General features: G+C 67.4%; 26 protein-coding genes. 17 read left to right on the forward strand and 9 right to left on the reverse strand.

Translation table 11 applies throughout. The annotated features are described in order from the left end of the window. Positions 1 to 69 precede the first annotated feature (69 nt). From NDI65_RS07270 to NDI65_RS07325, 12 genes are all read left to right on the forward strand, one after another. Positions 70 to 666, forward strand: coding sequence for a hypothetical protein (locus NDI65_RS07270; protein ID WP_089777396.1), 597 nt, complete (start codon positions 70 to 72; stop codon positions 664 to 666). Positions 667 to 854: 188 nt separating this feature from the next. Continuing rightward, a complete protein-coding gene (locus NDI65_RS07275) occupies positions 855 to 2,087 on the forward strand; it encodes an Nramp family divalent metal transporter (RefSeq protein ID WP_089777397.1) in 1,233 nt (410 codons plus the stop codon). A 119-nt stretch (positions 2,088 to 2,206) separates the two neighbouring features. Continuing rightward, a complete protein-coding gene (gene hisD / locus NDI65_RS07280; protein ID WP_193310941.1) occupies positions 2,207 to 3,487 on the forward strand; it encodes a histidinol dehydrogenase in 1,281 nt (426 codons plus the stop codon). A gap of 129 nt (positions 3,488 to 3,616) precedes the next feature. Further along, positions 3,617 to 3,982 carry an iron-sulfur cluster assembly accessory protein gene (locus NDI65_RS07285; RefSeq protein ID WP_008095106.1) on the forward strand — a complete coding sequence of 122 codons (366 nt, stop codon included), beginning with the start codon at positions 3,617 to 3,619 and terminating at the stop codon, positions 3,980 to 3,982. A 39-nt stretch (positions 3,983 to 4,021) separates the two neighbouring features. Beyond that, positions 4,022 to 4,270: a DUF5816 domain-containing protein gene (locus NDI65_RS07290; protein ID WP_004042840.1), complete on the forward strand. Its 249-nt coding sequence runs from the start codon at positions 4,022 to 4,024 to the stop codon at positions 4,268 to 4,270. Between the two features lie 87 nt (positions 4,271 to 4,357). Then, positions 4,358 to 4,702 (forward strand): hypothetical protein, encoded by a 345-nt coding sequence (locus NDI65_RS07295; protein ID WP_089777399.1) that lies wholly within the window; start codon positions 4,358 to 4,360, stop codon positions 4,700 to 4,702. A 56-nt stretch (positions 4,703 to 4,758) separates the two neighbouring features. Further along, positions 4,759 to 5,481 (forward strand): hypothetical protein, encoded by a 723-nt coding sequence (locus NDI65_RS07300; RefSeq protein WP_089777400.1) that lies wholly within the window; start codon positions 4,759 to 4,761, stop codon positions 5,479 to 5,481. Continuing rightward, the gene (locus tag NDI65_RS07305) at positions 5,478 to 6,137 is read left to right on the forward strand and encodes a hypothetical protein (RefSeq protein WP_089777401.1); all 660 of its coding nucleotides are present in this window, start codon (positions 5,478 to 5,480) and stop codon (positions 6,135 to 6,137) included. The genes NDI65_RS07300 and NDI65_RS07305 overlap by 4 nt, the downstream gene beginning before the upstream one ends. A gap of 100 nt (positions 6,138 to 6,237) precedes the next feature. Further along, positions 6,238 to 7,047 (forward strand): MarR family transcriptional regulator, encoded by an 810-nt coding sequence (locus tag NDI65_RS07310; protein ID WP_089777402.1) that lies wholly within the window; start codon positions 6,238 to 6,240, stop codon positions 7,045 to 7,047. 100 nt (positions 7,048 to 7,147) lie between these two features. Then, positions 7,148 to 7,360, forward strand: coding sequence for a dodecin (locus NDI65_RS07315; RefSeq protein ID WP_008576032.1), 213 nt, complete (start codon positions 7,148 to 7,150; stop codon positions 7,358 to 7,360). 119 nt (positions 7,361 to 7,479) lie between these two features. Then, entirely contained in the window at positions 7,480 to 8,859 is a 1,380-nt protein-coding gene (locus NDI65_RS07320) for a bifunctional metallophosphatase/5'-nucleotidase (protein WP_089777403.1), read from the forward strand. 91 nt (positions 8,860 to 8,950) lie between these two features. Continuing rightward, positions 8,951 to 9,358 carry a universal stress protein gene (locus NDI65_RS07325; protein ID WP_042662696.1) on the forward strand — a complete coding sequence of 136 codons (408 nt, stop codon included), beginning with the start codon at positions 8,951 to 8,953 and terminating at the stop codon, positions 9,356 to 9,358. Positions 9,359 to 9,440: 82 nt separating this feature from the next. Here the strand turns inward: NDI65_RS07325 and NDI65_RS07330 are convergent, their stop codons facing one another. Continuing rightward, positions 9,441 to 10,598, reverse strand: coding sequence for a mechanosensitive ion channel family protein (locus tag NDI65_RS07330; RefSeq protein ID WP_089777404.1), 1,158 nt, complete (start codon positions 10,596 to 10,598; stop codon positions 9,441 to 9,443). A gap of 92 nt (positions 10,599 to 10,690) precedes the next feature. Between NDI65_RS07330 and NDI65_RS07335 the strand changes: the two genes are divergently transcribed. Both NDI65_RS07335 and NDI65_RS07340 read left to right on the forward strand, forming a co-directional pair. Beyond that, positions 10,691 to 11,431, forward strand: coding sequence for a PAC2 family protein (locus tag NDI65_RS07335; protein WP_089777405.1), 741 nt, complete (start codon positions 10,691 to 10,693; stop codon positions 11,429 to 11,431). Between the two features lie 129 nt (positions 11,432 to 11,560). Continuing rightward, the gene (locus NDI65_RS07340; RefSeq protein WP_042662698.1) at positions 11,561 to 12,622 is read left to right on the forward strand and encodes a TrmB family transcriptional regulator; all 1,062 of its coding nucleotides are present in this window, start codon (positions 11,561 to 11,563) and stop codon (positions 12,620 to 12,622) included. 59 nt (positions 12,623 to 12,681) lie between these two features. Here the strand turns inward: NDI65_RS07340 and NDI65_RS07345 are convergent, their stop codons facing one another. From NDI65_RS07345 to NDI65_RS07380, 8 genes are all read right to left on the reverse strand, one after another. Beyond that, the gene (locus tag NDI65_RS07345) at positions 12,682 to 13,482 is read right to left on the reverse strand and encodes a hypothetical protein (RefSeq protein ID WP_089777406.1); all 801 of its coding nucleotides are present in this window, start codon (positions 13,480 to 13,482) and stop codon (positions 12,682 to 12,684) included. Positions 13,483 to 13,524: 42 nt separating this feature from the next. Then, positions 13,525 to 14,625: a Gfo/Idh/MocA family oxidoreductase gene (locus NDI65_RS07350; protein WP_089777407.1), complete on the reverse strand. Its 1,101-nt coding sequence runs from the start codon at positions 14,623 to 14,625 to the stop codon at positions 13,525 to 13,527. A 170-nt stretch (positions 14,626 to 14,795) separates the two neighbouring features. Further along, the gene (locus NDI65_RS07355; protein WP_042662700.1) at positions 14,796 to 14,999 is read right to left on the reverse strand and encodes a hypothetical protein; all 204 of its coding nucleotides are present in this window, start codon (positions 14,997 to 14,999) and stop codon (positions 14,796 to 14,798) included. A 104-nt stretch (positions 15,000 to 15,103) separates the two neighbouring features. Beyond that, complete coding sequence (locus NDI65_RS07360; protein ID WP_089777408.1) at positions 15,104 to 16,291, reverse strand: ABC transporter ATP-binding protein; 1,188 nt, start codon at positions 16,289 to 16,291, stop codon at positions 15,104 to 15,106. A gap of 2 nt (positions 16,292 to 16,293) precedes the next feature. Then, entirely contained in the window at positions 16,294 to 17,253 is a 960-nt protein-coding gene (locus tag NDI65_RS07365; RefSeq protein ID WP_310893521.1) for a carbohydrate ABC transporter permease, read from the reverse strand. Between the two features lies 1 nt (position 17,254). Continuing rightward, positions 17,255 to 18,202: a sugar ABC transporter permease gene (locus NDI65_RS07370; RefSeq protein WP_089777410.1), complete on the reverse strand. Its 948-nt coding sequence runs from the start codon at positions 18,200 to 18,202 to the stop codon at positions 17,255 to 17,257. A 126-nt stretch (positions 18,203 to 18,328) separates the two neighbouring features. Then, a complete protein-coding gene (locus NDI65_RS07375) occupies positions 18,329 to 19,822 on the reverse strand; it encodes an extracellular solute-binding protein (protein ID WP_345784707.1) in 1,494 nt (497 codons plus the stop codon). Positions 19,823 to 20,033: 211 nt separating this feature from the next. After that, on the reverse strand, positions 20,034 to 21,011 hold the full coding sequence (locus NDI65_RS07380; protein WP_310893561.1) for an aldo/keto reductase: 978 nt from the start codon (positions 21,009 to 21,011) through the stop codon (positions 20,034 to 20,036). 125 nt (positions 21,012 to 21,136) lie between these two features. On the opposite strand from NDI65_RS07380, the gene priS reads away from it, so the two are divergent. The 3 genes from priS to bcp are packed head-to-tail and all read left to right on the forward strand — an operon-like array spanning position 21,137 to position 23,775. Next, positions 21,137 to 22,294, forward strand: coding sequence for a DNA primase small subunit PriS (gene priS, locus NDI65_RS07385; protein ID WP_089777412.1), 1,158 nt, complete (start codon positions 21,137 to 21,139; stop codon positions 22,292 to 22,294). Then, positions 22,291 to 23,271: a DNA replication protein gene (locus NDI65_RS07390; RefSeq protein WP_089777413.1), complete on the forward strand. Its 981-nt coding sequence runs from the start codon at positions 22,291 to 22,293 to the stop codon at positions 23,269 to 23,271. The genes priS and NDI65_RS07390 overlap by 4 nt, the downstream gene beginning before the upstream one ends. A gap of 36 nt (positions 23,272 to 23,307) precedes the next feature. Beyond that, positions 23,308 to 23,775, forward strand: coding sequence for a thioredoxin-dependent thiol peroxidase (gene bcp, locus NDI65_RS07395; RefSeq protein ID WP_089777414.1), 468 nt, complete (start codon positions 23,308 to 23,310; stop codon positions 23,773 to 23,775). Positions 23,776 to 23,791 lie beyond the last annotated feature (16 nt).

Here is a 23,791-nt window from a genome sequence, read left to right on the forward strand (position 1 = left end):
TAAGTGCAACCCGAAGGTAGCCGACAACTGCGCTGAACGCCACCCGTTCAACCCGAATCACCAACTCATATGAGACGAACACTCCTCGTCGCCGCGACAGTTCTGGTCCTCCTCACGGCCGGCGTCTCGGCCGCGTTCGTGACCGGAGTCGGACCGTTCTCCGACGACGACGCCGAGTCAGACGAACCGTTCCCCACGAAGACGACCGCACCGCCCGATGACGACGGCGGTGACAGCGGCGGGAGCGACAGCAGCGACAGCAGCGACAGCGGCAGCAGCGACAGCGACAGCGGCGGCGACGCGGCCGAGAGCGAATCGGTGCCGCCGTTCGGTGTCGTCGTCGACAACATCGAGAACTGCGGCCAGACGTGTCGCGACGTGACCAGCACGATAACGAACCAACAGGACGCCGATAGTTCCGGCGTCACCGTCTACAGTCGCATCTTCGTCGGCAACAGCACCGACCCGGACGACGAGGTCTGGCGCGGGTCCCAAGCGGTCGGCGACCTCGCGGCGGGCGAGTCGTACACGACGACGAAGCGCGTCAAACTCTCGTACTCGGAGGCGTTCGCGGTCCGGCAGGCCGACGGCTGGATTACGGTCCAGACGACAATCGAGACCGACGACCGGACGCTGACGTACACTGAACAGCGCCACGTGGCATAACCCGGCGCAGCGGCGCGGCGTGACGCCCGGCCCGGCGGCGACCCCGCGTCCGCGCCCGACTCGTTTTACTCCCCCGCTGGTTCGCGTCTGAGACGAGCGACAGTGACTTTAGTTTTTGAGCTAAACTATTATTAGACATGGCAAATTCATGCATTCGTCTCAATGAACAATCGGGGTGGCGGTAGGGGATGCGCCCCTCGCTCCGCGAACTTCTCTCGTATCTCGGCCCCGGTTTTATCATCAGCGTCGCGTACATGGACCCCGGCAACTGGGCGACAAACATCTCGGGCGGCGCGAAGTTCGGCCCCGCCCTGCTGTGGGTCATCGTCCTCGCCAGCGTCATGGCGATGGGAATTCAGGTGCTCGCCGCCAAACTCGGCATCGCCACCGGAAAGGGCGTGGCACAGCTCTGCCGCGAGCGGTTCTCGGGACCCGTCGTCGTGGTCCTGTGGGCCGCCGCGGAGCTGGCGATGGTCGCCACCGACATGGCCGAAATCATCGGGGCCGCAATCGGCTTCAGCCTCGTCTTCTCGCTCCCGCTGTGGGCGGGGGCCGTCCTCGCGGCGGTGAGCTCGTTCGCCCTCCTCGGCGTTCGGACCGCCCACAAACGGGGGTTCCGCTGGGTCGAACTCACCGTCATGTCGCTCGTCGGCGTCATCGCGCTCTCGTTCGTCTTCGAGATGGCGCTGGCGAGGCCGACCGCTTCGACCGTCGCGTCCGGCCTCGTCCCGACCGTGCCGAACGCCTCGGCGCTGTACGTCGCCATCGGCATCCTCGGCGCGACCGTGATGCCCCACAGCGTCTACCTCCACCCGTACATCGTCCAGGACCGCCGCGACCGCCTCATCGAGTCCGACGGCGACACCGAATCCGTCCACCGCCGCCACTTCCGGCTGGAGCGCCTCGACACCGTCGTCGCGCTCTTCGGCGCGATGTTCGTGAACGCCGCGATGCTCATCGTCGCCGCCGCGGCGCTTCAGGGAACCGGCATCGAGACGCTCGAAGAGGCGTACGTCACCCTCAGCGGCGTCTTCGGCGCGAACGCGAGCCTCGCGTTCGGCGTCGCGCTCATCGCCGCCGGGCTCTCGTCGTCGCTCGTGGCGACGATGGCCGGCCAGACCGTCATGGACGGCTTTCTGGACCTCAACATCAACGTCTGGCTCCGGCGGTCGGTCACGCTCGTGCCGAGTCTCCTCATCGTCGCCGCGGGGTTCGACCCCACGTCGGTGCTCGTCGCCTCGCAGGTCGCGCTGAGCTTCGAACTGCCGTTCGTGCTGATTCCGCTCCTCTGGTTCACCCACGAGGCGTCGCTGATGGGGACCTTCCGCAACCGGGCGACGACGACCGGCGTCCTCGGCGTCGTTATCGCCGTCATCGTGGCGCTGAACGGGTGGCTCCTGTACTCGACGCTCCTCGGGTGACGGAGGAGGGTGGTCGACCCCCGCTCGGCGACTGTCGGCGCGAACCGGACGACCGCCAACCGCCCGCCCACCGCATCCGCAACGACTTTTCGCGCCGGCCGCAAAGCCGGGGTATGAACATCGAGGTTCTCGAACTAGCCGACCTCGGCACCGACGCCCGCCGCGCCTTCTTCGAGCGGGACGCCGGCGTCGGCGAGGTTCGCTCCGACGTGCGCGACATCGTCGAGCGGGTCAGCCGAGAGGGCGACGTCGCAGTCCGTGAGTTCTCAAAGGAGTTCGACGGCGTCCAGGTCGGCAACATCGACGTGACCGACGCCGCCGAGCGCGCCTACGACGAAATCGACGACGACGTGCGCGAGGCCATCGAGGACGCCGCGGCGAACGTCCGCGAGTTCCACGAGAAGCAGGTCCCCGAGGACTGGCGCGAGGAGTTCGGCGACGACGGCACCCGCGAACTGGGTCGTCGCTACCGGCCGCTCGACCGGGTCGGCGTCTACGCCCCCGGCGGCACCGCCGCCTACCCGTCGAGCGTCCTCATGGGCGTCATCCCCGCGAAGGTCGCTGGCGTCGAACACGTCGCGGTCGCCACGCCGCCCGCGGAGCCGATGAACCCCGTCACGCTCGCCGCGATGCACGTCGCGGGCGCGGACGCGGTGTACTCGGTCGGCGGCGCGCAGGGCATCGCCGCGCTCGCCTACGGCACGGAGACGGTGAAGGCCGTCCAGAAAGTCGTCGGGCCGGGCAACAAGTGGGTCACGGCGGCGAAGGCCGAGGTCCGCGGCGACGTGGACATCGACTTCCTCGCCGGCCCCTCCGAAGTACTCGTCGTCGCCGACGAGACCGCCGAGGCGCGGTTCGTCGCCGCCGACCTCGTCGCGCAGGCCGAACACGACCCGAACGCGTCTGTCGTCGCCGTCACCGACGACGCCGACCTCGCCGCGGACATCGTCGCGGAGGTCGAGCGACAGGCGGGCGAGCGCGACCGGGCCGAGACCATCGAGGCGGCGCTCGAAAACGACGCGTCGGGCGTCCTCCTCGCGCGGTCGATGTCCGAGGCGGTGCTGTTCGCCGAGGAGTACGCCGCCGAGCACCTGACGATTCAGGCCGACGACGACGAGGCGCTGTTGGACCGCATCGACTCCGCGGGGAGCGTCTTCCTCGGCCCGTACACGCCCGTCGCGGCCGGCGACTACGCCTCCGGGACGAACCACGTCCTCCCGACCGGCGGCGGCGCGAAGCGGCAGGGCGGGCTCTCGGTGGACCACTTCGTCCGCTCGACGACGGTCCAGCGCCTCGACCGCGACGGGCTGTCGGAGCTCTCGGAGACGATTACGACGCTCGCCGAGGCGGAAGGCCTCGACGCGCACGCCCAGAGCGTCCGCGAGCGGTTCGAAGAGTAAAGAGTAGGCCGAACGGCCGAGTCGAGCCGTTTTCTGTCCGTCTCGCACCCGGTAGCCGCAGCCTACCGGGTCGGCGCGCGAAGTTCCGCCTGCGCCACAGTTAACCGTTCCCACAGTATAATGGGGCGTATGAGCACGGAATCCGCGAGTGGCGGCGGCGATGTGGCGGTCACGGTCACGCCCGCGGCCGCGGACGAGGCCGTCTCCCTCCTCGAAGGCGAGTCGATGGACACCGACGTGGCCGGACTCCGGCTGTTCGTCCAGCAGGGCGGTTGCGCCGGGTTGTCCTACGGGATGCGCTTCGACAACGAACCCGAAGACGACGACACGGTCGTCGAACAGCACGGTCTCCGCGTGTTCGTCGACCCCGCGAGCATGAACTACATCGGCGGTTCGACCCTCGACTTCGAAGGCGGCCTGCAGGGCGCGGGCTTCCACGTCGACAACCCGAACGCCGAGAGCAGTTGCGGGTGCGGCGAGTCGTTCCGGACGTAGGGACCAATTTCTTAAGCCGCCCCCGCGCGAAGCGGTGGCATGGCCGAACTTCAGACCCAGACCGTATCGAGCGGTAAGACCGTCTTCGTCGCCACCGACGAGCCAGAGCGAGGCTCGAAGGGACCGTTCTACGTCGTCTATTCGACCGAGGACGCCGAGAACCGATGGGGCTACCTCTGCGGGAACTGCGACTCGTTCGACACCGCGATGGACACGATGGCCCGCATCGAGTGCAACAACTGCGGGAACGTCCGCAAACCCGAGGAGTGGGACGCCGCTCACGAGTAGTCGAGCGTCCGGCGCGGCCGCTCGCCGATTATTGGTATGGTATACCGTGACAATCTTTATCAGGGGTGCGGGTGTACGTTGACCTGCATGGCCCAGGCTTCGATGCCTCCTGTTCAGGAGGCTCGGTCGATATTCGGCCGGCTCGGCTACTCCGTCTCGGGGGACGGACCCGATATGCTGGCCGAACGCAAGTGGCGTACGGTCCACGTGACCGCACTGAGTTCGCGCGAAGCGACCGAATGCCGTCCGGTGCTCGCAGACGGCGGAACCGAGACACCGTATCGGTTCCGCTGCTTCGTGACGTGGGACGACCACATCAGCTCGCTTCGAGAGCGGCTTCGCGGTATCGACCTTCCATACGAGTGGGCAATCATCGGCGTGTCGAACGGTGGTGGGAACGACTACGAGGTCGTTCACGGCACGAACACGTAATCGAAACGGGGCGTCTTCGCCCAAACGTTTTCTCAGCCCGTCGCTAACGGACGAGCATGTCGCAGGCCGCAGAGACGGAGCTGGCGCGATTCGTCCGGAGCAGACGGCTCAACGCGGCGCTCGCGTGGCTGTTCGTCGGCTTCCTCGTCGCCGTCGCCGTCGGGAGCGTCGTCACCGGCGGCGACCTCGTCTGGGGCGGCTTCGCGGCCGTCGTGGCCGCGGTCACCGTCGTTCCGGCCGTCGCCTTCCGCGAACCGCGAGCGATGCTTCCGTGGGAGGTCGTCGCGCTCGCCTCGCTCCCGCTCGTCGCCCGCGTCCTCGTTCGGGGCCAGACCATCGGCGGCGTGGCGTTCACCGGCCGCGTCTCGACGTACCTCGCGGTGGCCGCCATCGCGCTCATCGTCGCCGTCGAACTCGACGTGTTCACGCCGGTCCGCATGAACCACTCCTTCGCCGTCTTCTTCGTCGTCATCGCCACGATGGCCGCCGCCGGCGTCTGGGCGGTCGTCCAGTGGCTCTCCGACCTCTACCTCGGGACGCGCCTGCTTTTGAACGGCCGGCCCGACGACGTTATCGAGGCGGGGCTGATGTGGGACTTCGTCGCCGCCACCGTCGCCGGTCTCGCCGCCGGGTTGCTGTTCGAGTACTACTTCCGCCGCCGGGCCGCCTCGCGCGAGCGGCTTCCGGAGGAGGTCGCGGAGATGGCCGACGTGTCGGAGACGACGGAGGCGGCGGAGGCGGACGACCACCCCGCGTCGGAGGGCGGTGAGTCGTCGTGAATCTTCGCACCTACCTCCGCATCGACGCGCGACGCCAGCGTCAGCTCTCTCGGGCGATGCAGGTGGTCCTCGTCGGCCTCGTCTTCATCGGCCTCGACCGCGGGAACTTCGGCATCGTCGTCAACGCGCTCGTCGGCCTCGGCGTGACCTACCTCCCGGCGCTACTCGAACGCGACTACCGCATCCCGATGGACGCCGGACTGACGCTCTGGATATCCTCCGCGGCGTTCCTCCACGCGCTCGGCACGGTCGGCCTCCCCGGTTCGGAGACCAGTTTCTACGCGGGCGTCTGGTGGTGGGACCACCTCACCCACGCGCTGTCGTCGTCGGTCGTCGCGGCGGCCGGCTACGCGACCGTCCGCGCGGTCGACGAGCACACGACGGACATCTACCTGCCGCCGCGGTTCATGTTCGTCTTCATCCTGCTTTTCGTCCTCGCGTTCGGCGTCTTCTGGGAGGTCATCGAGTTCGCCATCTCCGGGGTGGCCTCGCTCGCCGGCACCGGGTCGGTGCTGACGCAGTACGGCCCCGACGACACGCTCCTCGACCTCGTGTTCGACGCCGTCGGCGGCGTCATCGTCGCCGTCTGGGGGACCGCACACCTCTCCGACGTGGTCGGCGCGTTACAGAGCCGGCTCGAAGGGACGGCCCGTTGACACGACGGGGCGGACACCAGTACGTCGGAATCGGCCGACTGGGGGAGAATCTCTCCGAGTCCCGATATACATTTGTACACGGGCTGAGACGTTCACACCGATGTCGAGCTGGGTCGGAGACGGAGACGAGGACGATGGCGAGGACGCCGCCGCCGCGTTCGAGACGGTCGGTCGCCGCAGTCAGATTCTGCAGGCGCTCTCGTCGGAGCCGCTAGCGAAGGCCGAGCTGGTCCGCACGCTCTCAGTCTCTCGGTCCACCGTCGACCGCGGCGTCGAGCGACTCGTCGACCTCGGCCTCGTAGAACGGTCGGACGGCGGGTTCGTCGCTACGACGGCGGGCCGCGTCGCGCTGGAGACACACGACGAAGCGATACGGGCGATGGCGAACGTGCTCGGCGCGGGGCCGGTGCTCGACCGCCTCCCCGAGTCGGTCAACCCGCCGCCCTCGCTGTTCCGCGACGCGGTCGTCTGTACGGGCGACCTCACGGCGATGGAACAGCGGACCTCGCTCGATTTCGACCTCGGCGAGGTGACGACGCTCACCGGCTTCAACGGCCCGTTTCTGTTCAGCCTCTGGCCCGAGGGGAGCGAACAGCTCGCGCGGCTCGGCGACAGCGCCACGCTCGTTCTCTCCGCGGAGTCGCTCGACTGGCTCTCGAATCGCTATCCCGACGGTCTCGACGCGATGGTCGACGCCGGCGTCCGCGTGTGCGCGGTCGACGACGACCCGGCGTTCGGCGTCGTAGTGATGAACCGGCCGACGACGGCCTCGGTCACGCTCGTCGTCTACGACCACATGGGCGGACCCGAGGCGCTGGTCGTGAGCTACGACCCCTCGGCCGTGGCGTGGGGGCGGACGCTCGTCGCGGCGCGGGCCGAGACCGCGCGCCCGTATCGGGTCGACGACTGAGTCCCGCGACGACGCGTCGGGGGTTGCTCCGTTCGCCCCGGCCCCCGGCCGCCGAGTTGGGGACGATTATTTGTGATAGTAAGACGAAGGGTCCGACGAGATGGTGTTCAAGAAAATCACCCTCGTCGGTCGGAGTGCAGAGAGTTTCGACGCCGCCGTCGACGACGCGATTAACCGCGCGGAGGAGACGCTCGCGGGCGTCCACTGGGTCGAAGTAAAGGAGCTCGGCGTCGAACTCGCGTCCGTCGAGACGCGGGAGTACCAAGCCGAGGTCGAAGTCGCGTTCGAACTCGAAGGAGAAGACGACGAGTAGAGACGTAACTCGCCCGCGTCGAGGCGAGGGCAGTCGCGCCGGTTCTGCGCTGTCTCGCCCGACCCGCGGGCCGTCCCGACGGCTTCTTATCCGCCCGCACCGCCACATTCGAGAAGCGAATGCCTCGGCTCCTCCACTACTCCGACATCGAGAACGTCTTCGACGACACCGAGCGCGCCGGCCGCCTCGCGGGCTGTGTCAGCGCCCTCGCCGGCGACGACTCGCTCGTGGTCGGCACCGGCGACAACACCGCGCCGGGCGTCCTCTCGCTCGTCGAGCGCGGCGGGCAGGCGCTCGACTTCTACGACGCCGTGGACGCCGACCTCGAAACGTTCGGCAACCACGACTTCGACTACGGGGCGAGCCGGACCCGCGAACTCGTCGCCGCAAGCCGGCCGACGTGGGTTACGAGCAACGTCCGCGGCGAGGGCGGCGTCCGGTTCGCCGCCGCCGAGGGAACCGTCCCGCGGACGACCCGCGGGGTCGACGGGCTGACGCTCGGCTTCTTCGGCGTCACCGACCCCGCGACCGGCTCAATCAACCCCGAGGCGGTCGACCTCGACTTCTCGGACCCCTACGAGGCCGCCGCCGACGCGGCCGCCGCCCTCAGAGACGACGGCGCGGACCTCGTCGTGGCGCTCTCGCACCTCGGGAGCGGCGACGACGAACTCGTCGCGCGGTGCGACGTGGACCTCGTCCTCGGCGGCCACGTCCACGCCGAACGCGACGACGTGGTCGACGGCGTGCCAATCGTCCGCCCCGGCGCGAACGGCCACGTCGTCTGGGAGGTCCGCGTCGCCGCCGACCGAATCGAGACGGTCCGCCACCGGACCGCCGAGTACCGACCCGACGAGGGACTGGTGGCGGCGCTGGAGGGGCGAGTCGACGCCGCCGGGCTCGACGAAGTTCTCTGTCGCATCGACCGCCCGATGGACCGCGCCGAGGAGACCGTCGCGGCCGGCGAGTGCCGCGTCGGCAACGCCATCGCCGACGCCTACCGCTGGGCGACCGGCGCGGACGTGGGGCTCCAGAACAGCGGCGGCATCCGCTCCGGCCCGCCCATCGGCCCCGACGTGACCCACGCCGACCTCGTGAGCCTCGTTCCCTTCGAGGAACACCTCGTCGTCGCCGAGGTGACCGGCACGGAGCTACTGGCGGCGTTCGGAGCCGCCCGCGGAGCCGAGATGGGCTTCGGCGAACCCGACTGGTGGCACGCCCACGTCAGCGGCGCGCGCATCGTCTGGGACGACGACCGAGACGAGGTGGTCGAGGCGTTCGTCGACGGCGAGCCAATCGACCCCGAGGCGCGCTACACCGTCGCCACGAGCGACTACCTGCTGCACAGCACACAGGAGTTCCCGGCTATCACGCAGGCCCACCGCGTCGGCGAGTTCGAGATTCAACACGACGCGCTGGCGCGGTACGCCCGCGAGGTCGGCTTCGACGCCGCCGTCGAGGGCCGCATCGAGCGCCGGTCGGCCACCCGCGCCGACGACTGAGCGCGGAACGGGGCCGAAACCGAGACGCGGCCGCCGGCGAACCCGTCCGAGAGGGAAAGGTTCACGCACGCCCGGCGAGTGGCTTCGGAGTATGACACGGGTCGTGGTCCCGGTTCGATACCCCCTCTCGAAGCACTCCCGGGCGACGCTCGAAGAGGCCGTCCGCGTCGCGAGAGAGCGCGACGCCGAACTGACGGTCCTCCACGTCGACCTCTACCAGTCGAACCGCGGCGTGACGCGGACCGAACTCAAGCGGGCGGTCGAAGGCGAGTTCGGCCCGCTCGTCCGCGCGCGCTACGTGGTCCGCCGGGGCTTCCTCGTCGAGGAGACGATTCTCGAAGAGGTCGCCGCCGAGGAGGCCGACATCGTCGTCATCGGGTCGAAACAGGCGAGCCGCTGGCGGCGGATGCTCCGGCGGTTCCTCGACGACCCCGACATCGACGTGTTCCTCCGCGAAAAGCTCGACTGCACGGTCATCACCGTCCGCGCGGACGACTGAACCGGCGACGCTCGGGTTCGGGTTCGGTCGGTTTTCCGTTTCCGCCGCCGCCCCAGTGCCGACCGTCTCGGGCGCTACCCGCTCAGTCGTCGTCGGCGGTGTCCGTCGACTCCGCGTCAGCCGAATTCGGGGAGTCAGTCGCGTCGGCCGCGTCGGCCGAATCAGCCGCATCGACCGGGGCTTCGCCGCCCTCCCCGGAGACCGGGTGGGTAGGCGCTCCCGGTGCCGGCGACGCGGTGGCGTGACGCCGGTTCGCGGCCTCGTCGCCGGTGACGTGGAGGCTCCCGCTCGTCTCGTCGAAGACGAGGTGGGTGTGCGGGTAGGCGAACTCGACGGTCGCCTCTGACTCCTCGACGAGCGTCCAGAGCCGCGTCTGGACCTCGGACTGGATGCGGCCGATTTTGTACGGTTTCAGCGCCCAGTAGCGGAGGCGCAGGAGGACGCCGTTGTCGGCGTAGGAGTTGATGTAGGCGGTCGGCTTCGCCGGGTAGCGGGCGCTCCCGATGCGGATGTCCGGCCCGCCTTCAACCACCGCGTCGCAGTCGCGGGCGGCGCGCTCGACGAGGTCGCGGGCGGCGTCGATGTCCGACTCGTAGGTGACGAGCACGTCGAGCGACAGGCGGGTCCGCTCGTCCTCCGCGGAGTAGTTGATGACGTCGCGGTCGCGGATGTTCGAGTTCGACATCACGAGAAAGGTGTTGTCGAGGGTGAATATCTTCGTGTAGCTCAGGGTAATCTCGTCGATGAAGCCCTTCGTGCCGTCGTCGAGTTCGATCATGTCGCCGATTTCGAACGGCTGGTCCGAGAGGACGAACACCCCGTTGATGATGCTCCCGACGATGGGCGCGAGGACGATACCGAGCACCGCCGAAAACACCGTCACCGAGAGGACGATGTCGCCGAGTTCGAGGCCGAGGACGTTCGCCCCGACGCCGACGCCGACGAGGACGATGGCGAGGCGGACGATTCGGAGGACGGTCTGGGCGACGCTCTGACGGCGGAACTGCCGGGCGACCGGCCGGCCGAGCAGGCGGACGATGTACTTCGAGAGCCCGACCGACAGGGTGACGATGACGAGCGCGACGGCGATGCGCCACCCCGGGAACAAGAGGTACTCCGGCACGAACGTCGGCGGCGTGAGCGCCGTGGACTGGAGCGGGGCGACCGCGACGTGGATCCCCGCAGTCGGTACCCCGCCCGACGCGCCCGACACGTCGGCAACCCCCTCGACTCCGTGCATGGAAACCGCAACGGGGAGCGGCGAAAAAAGGGTTGTTACTACGGGGGGCGGTCGCGGTGAACGGCTAAGTGTCGGGGCGTCGCAATATTAGTATGAGCAACGCGACGACCTCCCGTCCCGACTTCCGGATAACGCACGACACCCCGCCCAGTCGAGCGCTCCTCTGTGGCTTTTCGTCGTTCGGACTCGCCGGCCTCACGGCCGTCGACTTCATCGTCGACCACCTCGACCTCGAACAGACCGGTCACCTCACCGTCGAGGGCCTCCCGGCGGTGACGCCCTTCGAGGACGGGCGGCCCCGACACCACACGCGACTGTTCTCCCGCGACGACCTCGACGTGACCGTGCTCGTCGGCGAACTGTTCGTCCCGGCGGTCCACGGCACGCAGTTCGGAAACGCCATCCTGGAGTGGACCGAACGAAATCAGGTGGAGGAACTCGCCGTCCTGTCGGGGATTCCGATGGCCCACGGCCCGGACGAACACCGCGTGTTCTACATCGCCACCGACGACTACCGCGAGGCGCGACTCGCCGACAGCGACATCCCGCCGATGGGGCGCGGATTCTTCGACGGCACCAACGCGGCGCTCGTCGAGCGCGGCATCGGGTCGCCCCTCGGCGTCGGCGTCTACGTCACGCCCGTCCACGCGCAGGTCCCCGACGTTGAGGCGGCGATTCGACTCGTCGACGCCGCCGACGACGTGTACGACCTCGGCGTCGACTCCTCGCCGCTGGAGTCCTTTGCGGCCGAGGTGCAGCAGTACTACGCCGAACTCGCCGAGCGACTCCACGACAGCGAGGCCGACCTCCCGGAAGACCGGATGTACATGTGAGGGGCGATTCGCCCGCCGTCCCGCGATATTCGGCGGCCACCCTGCTATCAGTTGTGCCACTTGTTTTCGGAATTTCGTGCTACTCGGATTTCAGTAAATGATTTAGGTGATGCCGTACACGTCACGAGCATGGCCGACGAACTGCGGCTCACCATGGAGCGAGTCGGTGAGCGCTTCAACCTCGGTGAGTACGAGATAGACGCGTATCTGGCCGTCCTCGAACACGGACAGTTGACGGCGAGCGAAATCGCCGACCGAACCAGCATCCCCCAGCCGCGGGTGTACGACACGGTCCGGAGCCTGTCCGACCGCGGCCTCGTCGAACTCCGCGAGTCGCGGCCGATGAAAATCGTCGCCGTCGACCCCGACGACGCCTTCGCGAACGTCAAGACCTCGCTGGAGGAACTCATCGAGGAACTGGAGGCGCGGTACACCGCCCCCGCCCGCGACACCGAGGCGGTTTCGCTCGTCAAGTCGCGGTCGACCATCCTCCGCTACATCGAGGAGATTATCGAGGCCGCCGAGTACGAACTCGTGCTCTCTTTGACGCCCGACCTGCTCCGTCGCTTCCGCGACGACCTCGCGGCGGCCATCGATAGCGGCGTCAGCATCGACCTGCTCGTCACGCCCGCCTCCCGCGCGCCCGACCCCGAGGAGTTCAACTACCTCGACGTGGCGACCATCGCCCGCGCCCGCCGCGGCATCACCTCGCCCGTCCTCGCGGTCGCCGACGGCGAGTACTCCATCTACGCGACGCAGGACGCCCTCCGAGACGACCGCGACCGCTACGGCGTCATCTTCAACCGCTCCGCGCTCGGCTTCCTCGTCAGCGGCTTCTTCGGGACCGTCCTCTGGACCACCGCCGAGACCATCGTCGCCAACGGCAAGCGTCGGCCGTTCCCGCGCCGCTACGCCTCCATCCGCCGGGCCGTCAAGGACATCCGCGAGATAGACGGCGACTTCTACGCCTCCGTCTCCGGCCGCGACATCGAGACGGGCGACCCCGTCGTGGTCGAGGGCCGCGTCATCGAGACGGCCTTCGAGGACACGGAGGAGGTCGCGTCGCTCCACATCGAGACCGAAGAGAGCGTCGTCGAAGTCGGCGGACTGGTCGCCGCGCTCGAAGACGTGGAAGGACAGGAGATTCTGCTCGGCCGCGACGAGGTTCCGAACCGCGACGAAATCGTCTGAAGCCGCGTCGTCAGTCACCGCACGTAGCTTTTCGGGCCCGCCGCCCTCGCCAGCGACGGCTACTCGTCGGGGAACTCGTAGACGACCGCGCCGCAGTCCGCACAGCCGAGCACCTCGTGTTCCGGTGAGTCGTACAGCCCCGCGGTGCCGCCGCAGCAGTTGCGCGTCGTCGTCTCCTCGACCGGGCCGCCGCAGTCCGGACAGACCTCGGCGAACATCCGCATCGGCTCCGTGGCCGCGAGCGCGACCATCGGGTCGACGCCGCGCTCGACGACCGTGTAGAGGGTCGCCACGTCCGCGATGGCCTGCGGCCGGGAAATCCACACGGACATCGAGGGACCGTCGAGCGAGATGCCATCGAACTCGGCGTCGACCGTCGCGTCGAACGGGACCGCGTTGGCGACGGCCTCGGCGAGTTCCTCGTCGGTGGTCTTCCGGAGCGTCGCCATCGTCGACTCCCACTCCTCGCGGGCGTCGTCAGTGAGGAACAGCCCGTCTTCTTCTTCGACGAGGACGCCGGCGTTCAGGAGCGCCGAGAGCATCACGTCGGGGTCGACGTTGGCGTCGAGCGATTCCGAGCGGCGGTCCGAGGCCGGCCCCTCGTCGCCGTGGTCGAAGACGCCGGCGAGGCCGACTGCGCCGACCAACTGCGGCGCGAACGAGGGCGTGCCGGGGACGACGTAGCCCCGGAGGTACACAGAGAGCGCGCCGCCGACGAGGACGACGAGGCCGGCGACCGGCGAGAGCACGCTGACCGCGAGACCGACGACGACGACGATTGCGACGTTGACGGCGGTACACGGCAGACAGCGGTTCTCGCCGGTGTGTTCCGGGCGCCTGAGTGAGTCGATGACGGACATGGTGTGAGAAGTGGGACTGAGAGGTGTTCGCGTTCGCGGTGGTCAGTTCGCCGGGGGCGTCTCGGTCTCGGTCTCGGCCGCGTCGAGGCGGACCGCCTTCCCCGTCTCCGACGAGCGGTAGATTGCGTCGATGACGCGCTGGACGGCGAGGCCCTGTTCGACCGTGTTGCGGCCGGGGTGTTCGCCCTCGGCGACGGCCGCGAGGAACGCCTCCTGTTCGGTCTTGTGGGTGTCGTTGTCCTGCGTCACCACGTCCGTCGTCGAGAGGTGGTTGCCGCCGCCGACGCCGTCCTCGTAGAACTGGAGATCGTGGCTCGCGCGGTCGAAGCGCACGCCGCCCTCCGTGCCGCGGAGGAAGAACTCGTCGTTGGTCGGGCGGTTCGTCGCCCACGCGACTTCGAGGGAGATGGTCGTCCCCTCGTCGGTGCGGATGAAGGCGCTCGCGGAGTCGTCCACGTCGAAGGCCTCCGGGCCCACGTCCTCGCCCCACATCTCGACGAAGGTGTAGTCGTCGCGGTCGCCGAACTCGGAGCGGGTGACGCCGGAGACTTCGACGACCTCGGGGAAGTCGAGGAAGTAGAGCGCGAGGTCGATGGCGTGGACGCCGATGTCGATGAGCGACCCGCCGCCCGCGACCTCCTTCGAGGTGAACCACGACCCGCGGCCGGGGATGCCGCGGCGGCGGACGTAGTTGGCCTCGACGTGGGTGACGTCGCCGAGGCGGCCCTCCTCGTAGTGGTGGCGGACGACCTCGACGGGGTTGGCAAAGCGGTTGTTGAAGCCGACCATGCAGAAGCCGTCGGCCTCCTCGGCCGCCTCGGCGATTCGCTCGGCGGATTCGAGCGAGTGCGCCAGCGGCTTTTCGAGCAGGACGTCGAGGCCCGCGTCGAGCGCGGCGACGGCGTACTCCTCGTGGAAGCGGTTCGGGGTGGTGATGATGACCGCGTCGACCGCCTCGAACAGTTCCGACTTCTCCTCGTAGGTGTTCACGTCGTACTTCTCCGCGAAGCGCCGACGGGCGTCCGCCATGATGTCGAGGCCGCCGACGAGGGTCGCGCCGAGGTCGACGAGGCGGTCTGCGTGGTGGTGTCCGATGTTTCCGAGTCCGACGATACCGATTCGGACCGATGATTCCGTGCTCATGATTCGATGATTAACTACTGGTGGTGTTAAGTTTCACGTTCTTTGGGCTGAATTGCCAGAATCGACCGCGAGACCCCGGTTAGCAAGCGTTCTCACTGCGACGGGTGGCGTGCAATGGAGCCGGACCAGACGGGGCGAGACGAGACGGGACACGCGGGTCGAGTCGGCGTTCAGTAGAGCTGTTCTTCTCGCTCCTTGCGTTCTTCTTCGCGGCGCTGTTCCTCCTTGAGCCGACGCCGTCCGCGGAGGTACTGCCTCCCCTTCGGGATGAACTTGTTCTTCAGGTCGAGGAGGAACGAGACGATACCGTAGGCCCAGAAGAAAAACAGGACGGTCATGCCGCCGAGGTACAACAATCCGAGTTCGTTGACCATGGGTGTGAGTGTGTGCTGTGGGTGGGTTCGGTGAGCGTTGTGCGGGCTGTGCGAGTCGCGTGCGGGGTCGAGGACGAACCGACGCGGGCCGTTTTACGGGCGCGTCAGTCGTCGCTTTCGGCTTCCGTGCCGGCCGCGCCGCTCGTCTGGACGGCCGTCTCGATGCCGTGGCTGATGGCCTCGCCCGTCGCCGTGTCGAAGAGGTGGACGCGCGAGCGGTCGAGGACGACCGTCACGTCCTCGTCCTCCTCGATGTCGGTGTCGGGGGCGACGCTCATCAGCAGTTGGTCGTTGGCGACGCCGCTCGTGTCTTCGAGGTCCGTCTCGGCCGACTCCGAGAGCTTCAGGTAGACGAATATCTCGTCGCCCATCGGTTCGAGCACGTCCGTCACGGCGTCGATGCGGCGGCTGGGGTTCGAGACAAGCGACTCCTCTTCGACGAGGTACACGTCCTCCGGGCGGATGCCCATCGTGACGTCCGTCCCCGGTTCGACGCCGAGGTCGGCGGGGTCGAACTCCACGTCGATGTTGGTCGAGACGAAGCCGCCTTCGGTGACTTCGCCGTCGAGGAAGTTCATCGAGGGCGAGCCGATGAAGCCCGCGACGAACAGGTTCGACGGCTCGTTGTAACAGACCAGCGGCGGGTCTATCTGCTGGAGTTGGCCGGAGTCGATGACCGCGATGCGGTCGGACATCGTCATCGCCTCCGCCTGGTCGTGGGTGACGTAGATGATGGTCGTGTCCAGTTCCTTGTGGAGGCGCTGGAGTTCGGTCCGCATGTGGACCCGGAGCTTCGCGTCGAGGTTCGCTAACGGCTCGTCCATCAGGAAGACGCCGGGGTTGCGGACGATGGCGCGAGCGATGGCGACGCGCTGGCGCTGGCCGCCGGACATCTCGTCGGGCATGCGTTCGAGCATCCCCTGCAACTGGACGATTTCGGCGGCGCGCTCGACGCGGCGCTCGATTTCCTCCTTGTCGTAGTTGCGGAGGCGGAGCCCGAAGGAGATGTTGTCGTAGACGTCCATGTGGGGGAACAGCGCGATGTTCTGGAACACCATCGCCACCCCGCGGTCCTTCGGCGGGAGGTTCGTCACCTCGCGGTCGCCGATGAACACCTTCCCCTCCGAGGGGATGGTGAGGCCCGCAATCATCTCCATGGTCGTCGACTTCCCGCACCCCGACGGACCGACGAGACAGATGAATTCTCCGTCGTCGATGTCGAGGTTCATGTCGTCGACCGCCGTTACGTCGTCGTAGTGCTTGCTTACGTGTTCGAGTGTTACGTCTCCCATGATTACTCCTTCAGCGCTCCTGCGGTCAGTCCACTCACGATGCGTTCCTGTGCGATGATGACAAGGATGGCCACGGGTAAGACTCCCACGATGGAGGCGGCGGCCATCAGGTTGTACGGGGTGTCGAACTGCCCCTGATACTTCAGGATACCCGCGACGATGGGGGCCCACGAGTCGGCCTCGCCGTTGTTCATCAGGAACGAGAAGAAGAACTCGTTGTAGACGCTGATGAACGTGAGGACGCCCGCGGTCGCCACGCCGGGTGCCGAAAGCGGCACGATGACGCGGAATAGCGCGCCCAGTCGGGTCGTTCCCTCCACCCGCGCGGCATCCTCCAACCCGTCGGGAATCTGCCCGTAGAAGGTCGTGAGGATGAATATCGACAGCGGCAGGAACAGCGCGCTGAACGGGAACACCATCGGTGCCGGCGTGTTGAACAGGTCCGGCGTCGATATCGTCACCATCCCGACGGTGAGCGAGGTGTTCCCGGTGAACAGCTCGAAAAGCGGGATGAGAAACGCCGCCGGGGGGAAGTAGCTGATGGCGAGGATGCCGAGCATCAGCACGCCCTTGCCGGGGAACCGGAGGCGACCGAAGACGTACCCCGCGAGGCTGGCGATGAGCAACACGAGCACGGTGGTCGTGATGCCCAGCACGAAGCTGTTGAACATGTAGTAGTGGAACGGCACCCGTTCGAACATGGCGACGAACACCTGCGGGTTGAACCCGTTCGGCACGAGCCCCATGTCGGCGATGAGGTTGTTCGGCGTGAGCGCGAGCACCAGCAGCCAGTAGAACGGGAACAGCGTCGTGACGAGGAAGAACAGCATCGCCACGTAGAACATCGCGCGGTAGACCCTGTCGGGGTTCTTGATGGCCGAGTCGACCCAGCGGCCGAGCGGCCCGCGTTTCGTGTCGGCGTCGTCGGAGCCGATGCCGGCTCCCGGAGTTTCGTTGGACATCTCAGAGACCCTCGCTGGCGAAGTTCACGATGTACACCGAGACCACGACGGCGATGATGCCCGCGGTGACGAACGCCACGGTCGCCGAGGTCCCGTACAGCGGCGTGTTGAACGTCGTGACGACGAGACACGACAACGACGGGACCGTCTGACAGCCGGCCATGGTCTGGATGATACCGTAGACGCGCATCGCGTCGATGGTGCGGAACAGCATCGCCACGAGCACCGTCGGCAGGATGAGCGGGAAGGTGATGAGCTTGAACTGCTGCCAGCGCGACGCGCCGGCGACCTTCGCCACGTCGTACAGAGACCGGTCGATGCTCTGCATCCCCGCGAGGATGAGAAGCGCCATGAACGCCGAGGTCTTCCACACGTCGGCCACGATGATGAGGAACAGCGCGTCGGCGGTGTTCCGAAGCGGCGTGGTGCCGATGAGGCCGAGTTGGTTCAACAGCGCCGGGTTCTCGGTCGTGCCGACGAGGAAGCCGATGTTCGGCTGGAACATCAGGTACCAGATCATCCCCTGGATGACGATGGGGACGGCCCACGGGATGATGATGGCGACGCGGACCCACCGCCGCCCGCGGAAGTCCTGGTCGAGGATGAGCGCCTGACCGAAGCCGATGAGCGTTTCGAACAGCACGCTGAAGACGGTGAAGATGAGCGTCACCGCGAGCGCGCTGGAGTAGATGTTCGTGACGAAGGGGAACTCCGAGGTGAACGTCGGGAGGAACTGCGACGGCAGCGCGTAGTTCCGCGCGCCGGTGAACAGGTCCACGTAGTTCTGCAGTCCGACGAACTCGCCGAGCCGCGCGCTCCCGGTCAACTGGTCTGCGAACAGCGACATGCTGAACGTCGAGACCAGCGGGTAGACGGCGATTACCCCCAAGAGGACGAGCGCGGGCGTCAAAAGCAGGTACGCGAACTGCGTCTCGGAAAGCGACTCCATCCAGTTGACGGCCGAGGCGTACGGGCCGCTGTTTCGGGTGTCGGAAAGTGCTTCCCCTGATTGTTGTTCTGTAGCCATGTCAAATGATAACGTGTATCTTGGTTACGTCTCGGTAAAGACGTTACTCTACGCGCTCTGCTCGATCTGTTCGAGCTGTGATGCGAGGTCGGACATCGCCTGTTCGGGGGATTTCTCCTGGGCGAACGTGGCGTTGACCTCCTGAGCGATGCGGCCGGACTGCTGCGGCCAGACGACGGTGACCGGCCGCGGAATCGCGTTCTCGCCGGCGACCTTCAGGGCGTCGAGGTAGCGGCCGATGATGGGCACCTCGGCGGCCTCGTCGGAGTCGAGCAGCGACGGGCGCGGCGGAATCCAGCCGATGATGCGGAACATGTCGAGCTGGAACTGCTCGGTTTGCATCGTCCGAAGCACCTGCACCGCTGCCTGCTTCTGTTCGTCCGACGAGTTCGGGTTCATCGTCATGTGCCAGCCGCCGAGTGCGGCGACGGGGCCGCCGGTGCCCTCGTACTGGGCCTCGTCGGCGGTGACGCCGTACGGAATCGGCATGACGCCGAGGTCCTCGCCGAAGCCGGTCTGCTCGTTCTCCGCCGACGGCTCCGCGCCGTTGATGACGATGGAGTACGGCCAGTTGCGGTGCATGACCGCGTTGCCGGTCGTGAAGGGTTGGCGGGACGGGTCCTCGGTCCACTGGAGGACCGCTTCGGGCGAGATGCCGCCCGTGATGCCGTCGAGGGCGTACTCGTCGTCCTCGCCGTGGATGAGCGTCCGAACCATCCGAATCGCGTTGATGACCGGCTCCTCTTCGACCGTGATGGGGCGGTCGCCGATGGGGCCGAACAGGTTCTCGCGGCCGCCGAAGTACGCGCCGCCGTACGAGGTCATGAACTCGTTGAAGTCACAGCACGACAGGCCCTCGTAGACGTTCGCCTGGAACGTAAACCCGTTCTCGATGTCTTCGTTGGCGTCGAGCGCCTCTCTCGTAATCCGCGAGAACTCCTCCCACGACATCGACTCGGTCGCCCACGTCGAGAAGTCCTCGTCCGTGTAACCCGCGTTGCGGAGCAGGTCCTTCCGGTACTGAATCGTCGGGAAGTCGGGGAACAGCGGCTGACCGTAGAGGTCGCCGTTCGGTCCCATCGCCGTCGAGACGCTGGCCTCGAAGTACTCCTCTTCGATGGTCGACGTCAACTCATCGGGGAGCGACTGCGAGAGGTTCTGCAGTTGGTTGCGGGCGATGAACGGAATCGTCCACCCGCTGTCCATCATGAGCAGCGTCGGCTCCGAGCGACCGCCGGAGAGCCACTGCTGATACTGCGCCTGTCTGTTGTCGGTCACCTGCGAGCCGGCGAGGATGTCGATGTCGATGTTCTCCGGGAGGCCCGCGTCCCGGAGCGCCTGCACGACTTCCGCTTCCGCCTCCGCGACCCGGGTGTCGGCGGCCCACTGAAGCGTGATTTCGTCGGTTGTCTCTTCGGTGTTAATCGGCGTGTCGGTGTCGGCGTCCGTGCCGCCGTTGCCGCCGCCGTTTCCGTCTCCACCGCCGGTGCTAATACATCCGGCCAGCCCGACGGCGACGCCCGATGCGCCGGCCGCCTTCACAAAACTGCGTCGAGAGACGCCAGTACGCTCGCCCTCGCGTGAGTCAGCATCAACCATTACAGTCTGTATTCTACAATTAGTGATTATTTATAGTTTTGGTGCTGGCCACTACCGCTGTTGTAGTAAATTACTTGATAATATTCTCGACGGCTCGAAAATCAACCAGTCCCGAATATGTAATAATTGTACGTGAAGGTTAGGTTCCGGGGGTTTAGTCTTTCCCCGGCGCGGGCCACCGCGGCGACTTCGGTGCCTCGATTCGCTCGATATCGTCGTCGCTCAGGGTCACGTCGAGCGCGCCGACGTTCTCTTCGAGGTGGTCGAGTCGTCGCGGCCCGATGATGGGCGCGTCCACGACGGGCTTGTGGAGGAGCCACGCGAGCGACACCTGCGCGGGCGTGGCGTCTTTCTCCTCGGCGAGCGACCGAATCGCGTCGAGGACGGCCCAGTTCTCGTCGGTGAAGCGGTTCGACGTGTACTCGTCGGACTCCGCGCGCGTGTCGGCGGGCACCTCGGCGTCGCGCTCGTACTTGCCCGTGAGGAAACCGCCCGCGAGCGGCGACCACGGGATGACGCCGACGCCCTCGCCCTCGCAGACCGGAAGCAGGTTCGCCTCCTCGTGACGGTCGACCGCGTTGTACTCCGGTTGCATGCAGGCGAAGCGTTCGAGGTTCTCCACGTCGGCCGTGTACAGCGCCTTCGTGAACTGGTACGACGACATCGTGGACGCGCCGACGTACCTGACGAGGCCCTCCTCGACGAGGTAGTCGAGCGCCGACAGCGTCTCCTCGATGGGGACGCCGTCGTCCCAGCGGTGAATCTGGTAGAGGTCGATGTAGTCGGTGCCGAGGCGGTCGAGGCTCGCGTGCGCCTGGTCGATGATGTGCTTGCGCGAGAGCCCCGATTTGTTCGGCCCGTCGCCCATCGGGAAGTAGACCTTCGTCGCGATGGCGAGTTCCTCGCGGTCGCGCTCGGCGATAGCCTCGCCGACGATTTCCTCCGACTCCCCGCGGGAGTAGGCGTTCGCCGTGTCGAGGAAGTTAATGCCGGCGTCGAGCGCGCTGTCGAGGAGGTCGAGGCTCGCCTGCCTGTCGTTCATCATCCACTCCGCGCTGGAGCCGAAGTTCATACAGCCCAGACAGAGCCGCGAGACTTCGAGGCCGGTGTCGCCGAGGTAGGTGTACTCCATGTCGGTCACACCGGTTCATACACGAACGACAATGATAAGCATGCGCACACTACGGTAGTGAGAGAAACGACCACGGGCGCGCGGAGACGTAATCGCTTTACCCGCGCCACCGGAACCCGAGGTGTATGGACGGGCGCACTCGCGAGTACCTCGAAGGTCGCTTCGGCGATTACTACCGGAGCACCGACGTTCCGCTCCCGCCAGCGCCGGGCGAACGCGAGTGGGGTGTCATCCCGTGGTCGGCCGGCGGCACGCGGATGCACCGCCACCAGTCGCTTCTCGACCTCGGCGACCTCTCGGACTACCTCGCCCGGAGCGCGCCCCGGCACGTCTACTTCTCGTCGGCCCGGTTTGCGGACCCCGGCGCGTCCTCGATGGACGACAAGGGCTGGCGCGAGGCGGACCTCGTGTTCGACATCGACGCGGACCACCTCCCCGGCGTCGACCCCGAGACGACGGGCTACGCCGACATGCTCGACGCCGGGAAAGATGCCCTGTTAGACCTCCTCGACCTCCTCGAAGACGACTTCGCGTTCGAGGAGATGCAGGCGGTGTTCTCCGGCGGCCGCGGCTACCACGTCCACGTGCGCGACGAGTCGGTCCGCGGCCTCGACAGCGAGGCCCGCCGCGAGGTGGTCGACTACATCCGCGCCATCGACCTCGATTTCGACGCGCTCATCGAGACGCGACAGCACGGGACGACGACTCAGCGCGTCCTCCGAACCGAGGGCGGGTGGGGCCGGCGGACCCACCGGCGACTCCTCGCGTTCGTGGACGCGCTGTTGGAGATGGAAGAAGACGCCGCGCTCTCGCGGCTGAAGGAACTCGACGGCATCGGCGACGGGCGCGCGAAAACCATTCTCGGCGCGTTCCGCAACAACCCCGACGCCGTCCGCGAGGGCAACGTCGAGGCCGGCGGCCCCGGCGTCCGGACGCTGGTCGAGGCGCTCGCACACGAGACCGTCGAGGACGAGACCTCGCCGATAGACGAACCCGTGACGACCGACACGAAGCGGCTGATTCGCCTCCCCAAGAGCCTCCACGGCGGGTCCGGACTCGTCGTCGAACCGCTCGACCGCGACGAGATCGACGACTTCGACCCCCTGTCGGACGCGGTGCCGGACCGCTTCCGCGGCCGCGACATCGCCGTGAAAGTGACCGACGCCGGCGAAGTCGAGTTCGACGGCGATAGCTTTACACTCGACTCCGGCGTGCAGTCAGTAGACGAGAGCCTCGGCGTGTTTCTCATGACCCGCGGCCGAGCCGAGAAGGTGACAGAATGAACGTAGACGACCTCAGGAGCGTGCTTCGGACGGAGCGACAGAAAGACAGCTTACAGCACCTCCGCGAGTCGTTTTACGAGGACGTCGCGGAGTTCATCGCCGAGCAGAAGGCGAAACGCGAACAGAAGGCCGAACAGCTCGGCACCCACTACTCGCCGGAGATTCGGCGGCTCACGGACGAAATCGAGACCGCGGAGGAGGTCGTCACCTCCATCTACGAGCGCCGCGTCGGCAAGGTCGTCAAGGCCGCGAGCTTCGCGGCCGCGGGGATGTCCTCCGAGACGGACGGGCTGACCCGCGAGGAAAAGCGGCTGTTCGACGACCTCGTCGACCGCATCGAGGAGAACCGCGGCACGGTGCTGTCCGCGCTCGAAGACGTGTCGGCCGCCGACTCCCCGCGGGACGACGTTGCGGCGACCGACGTGGCGACCGCGGAACCGGACGCGCCCGGCGGGTCGGGTCCCGCGATTCCGCCGGACGAGCCTGACCCGGAGACCGCGCCGACCGGCACCGGAACCGACGCTGGCGGCTCCGAGACCCCCACCGGCGATTCGGCCGCGGGCGACGTGCTCGCGGACGCGATGGGCGGTGGGACCGGCGACGGCGCTTCGAACCCGGAGCCGACGCCTCAGACGGGGACCGACCGACCGGCCACCGAGGCCGCCGCGGTCGAACCCGACTCCGAACCCGCCGACTCCACCCCCACAGACTCCGGCCCGGCGGTTCCGCCGGACGAACCCGACCCGGAAACCGCGGCCCCGTCGGCGGACGACGCCGACACGGTCGAGCCGTCAGCCGACGACCCGCTTTCCGGCCTCGCCGACGAGCGCGAGACGGTGCGCATCACCGCCGACGTGGGGACCATCCTCGGCGTCGACGAGCGCGAGTACGACCTCGCCACCGAGGACGTGGTGACGCTTCCGTCGGCGAACGCCGACCCGCTGGTCGAACGCGGCGCGGCCGAGAAACTCGACTGAGAAAGACCCTTCTTTCCGCCGCCGGAACTGGTGGCTATGCTCGAAATTGGCGACGACGCCCCCGACTTCGAACTCCCCGACCAGCGCGGCGACCTCGTCTCGCTGTCCGACTTCCGCGGCGAACACGTGGTGGTCTACTTCTACCCGCGCGCCGACACGCCGGGCTGTACCACCGAGGCCTGCGGCTTCCGCGACTCGTGGGACGAGTTCGAAGACCGCGACGCGGCGGTCATCGGCATCAGCGACGACCCCGTCTCGGACCTCGACTCGTTCGCCGAGAAGTACGACCTCCCGTTCACGCTCCTCTCGGACGAAGACGGCAGCGTCTCCGCGGCGTACGACTCCTACGGCGAAAAGAACATGTTCGGCAAGACGTTCGACGGCGTCTTCCGCAACTCGTATCTCGTCGGCCCCGACGGGACCGTCGAACGGGTCTACGAGGGCGTCTCGCCCGACGGCCACGCCGACGAAATCCTCGCCGACCTCGACGAACTCGACGGCTGAGGGGGACGCCGCCCCG

It is taken from the genome of Haloferax sp. S2CR25, from assembly GCF_031624535.1.
In the GTDB taxonomy this organism is placed as follows: Archaea; Halobacteriota; Halobacteria; order Halobacteriales; family Haloferacaceae; genus Haloferax; species Haloferax massiliensis.

Bases quoted from the DNA above. Each gene is read 5' to 3' on its own strand.
- NDI65_RS07270 (WP_089777396.1), top strand. From the start codon at position 70: ATGAGACGAACACTCCTCGTCGCCGCGACAGTTCTGGTCCTCCTCACG.
- NDI65_RS07275 (WP_089777397.1), top strand. From the start codon at position 855: ATGCGCCCCTCGCTCCGCGAACTTCTCTCGTATCTCGGCCCCGGTTTT.
- NDI65_RS07285 (WP_008095106.1), top strand. From the start codon at position 3,617: ATGAGCACGGAATCCGCGAGTGGCGGCGGCGATGTGGCGGTCACGGTC.
- NDI65_RS07290 (WP_004042840.1), top strand. From the start codon at position 4,022: ATGGCCGAACTTCAGACCCAGACCGTATCGAGCGGTAAGACCGTCTTC.
- NDI65_RS07295 (WP_089777399.1), top strand. From the start codon at position 4,358: ATGGCCCAGGCTTCGATGCCTCCTGTTCAGGAGGCTCGGTCGATATTC.
- NDI65_RS07300 (WP_089777400.1), top strand. From the start codon at position 4,759: ATGTCGCAGGCCGCAGAGACGGAGCTGGCGCGATTCGTCCGGAGCAGA.
- NDI65_RS07310 (WP_089777402.1), top strand. From the start codon at position 6,238: ATGTCGAGCTGGGTCGGAGACGGAGACGAGGACGATGGCGAGGACGCC.
- NDI65_RS07315 (WP_008576032.1), top strand. From the start codon at position 7,148: ATGGTGTTCAAGAAAATCACCCTCGTCGGTCGGAGTGCAGAGAGTTTC.
- NDI65_RS07320 (WP_089777403.1), top strand. From the start codon at position 7,480: ATGCCTCGGCTCCTCCACTACTCCGACATCGAGAACGTCTTCGACGAC.
- NDI65_RS07325 (WP_042662696.1), top strand. From the start codon at position 8,951: ATGACACGGGTCGTGGTCCCGGTTCGATACCCCCTCTCGAAGCACTCC.
- NDI65_RS07330 (WP_089777404.1), bottom strand. From the start codon at position 10,598: ATGCACGGAGTCGAGGGGGTTGCCGACGTGTCGGGCGCGTCGGGCGGG.
- NDI65_RS07335 (WP_089777405.1), top strand. From the start codon at position 10,691: ATGAGCAACGCGACGACCTCCCGTCCCGACTTCCGGATAACGCACGAC.
- NDI65_RS07340 (WP_042662698.1), top strand. From the start codon at position 11,561: ATGGCCGACGAACTGCGGCTCACCATGGAGCGAGTCGGTGAGCGCTTC.
- NDI65_RS07345 (WP_089777406.1), bottom strand. From the start codon at position 13,482: ATGTCCGTCATCGACTCACTCAGGCGCCCGGAACACACCGGCGAGAAC.
- NDI65_RS07350 (WP_089777407.1), bottom strand. From the start codon at position 14,625: ATGAGCACGGAATCATCGGTCCGAATCGGTATCGTCGGACTCGGAAAC.
- NDI65_RS07355 (WP_042662700.1), bottom strand. From the start codon at position 14,999: ATGGTCAACGAACTCGGATTGTTGTACCTCGGCGGCATGACCGTCCTG.
- NDI65_RS07360 (WP_089777408.1), bottom strand. From the start codon at position 16,291: ATGGGAGACGTAACACTCGAACACGTAAGCAAGCACTACGACGACGTA.
- NDI65_RS07365 (WP_310893521.1), bottom strand. From the start codon at position 17,253: ATGTCCAACGAAACTCCGGGAGCCGGCATCGGCTCCGACGACGCCGAC.
- NDI65_RS07370 (WP_089777410.1), bottom strand. From the start codon at position 18,202: ATGGAGTCGCTTTCCGAGACGCAGTTCGCGTACCTGCTTTTGACGCCC.
- NDI65_RS07380 (WP_310893561.1), bottom strand. From the start codon at position 21,011: ATGGAGTACACCTACCTCGGCGACACCGGCCTCGAAGTCTCGCGGCTC.
- priS (WP_089777412.1), top strand. From the start codon at position 21,137: ATGGACGGGCGCACTCGCGAGTACCTCGAAGGTCGCTTCGGCGATTAC.
- NDI65_RS07390 (WP_089777413.1), top strand. From the start codon at position 22,291: ATGAACGTAGACGACCTCAGGAGCGTGCTTCGGACGGAGCGACAGAAA.
- bcp (WP_089777414.1), top strand. From the start codon at position 23,308: ATGCTCGAAATTGGCGACGACGCCCCCGACTTCGAACTCCCCGACCAG.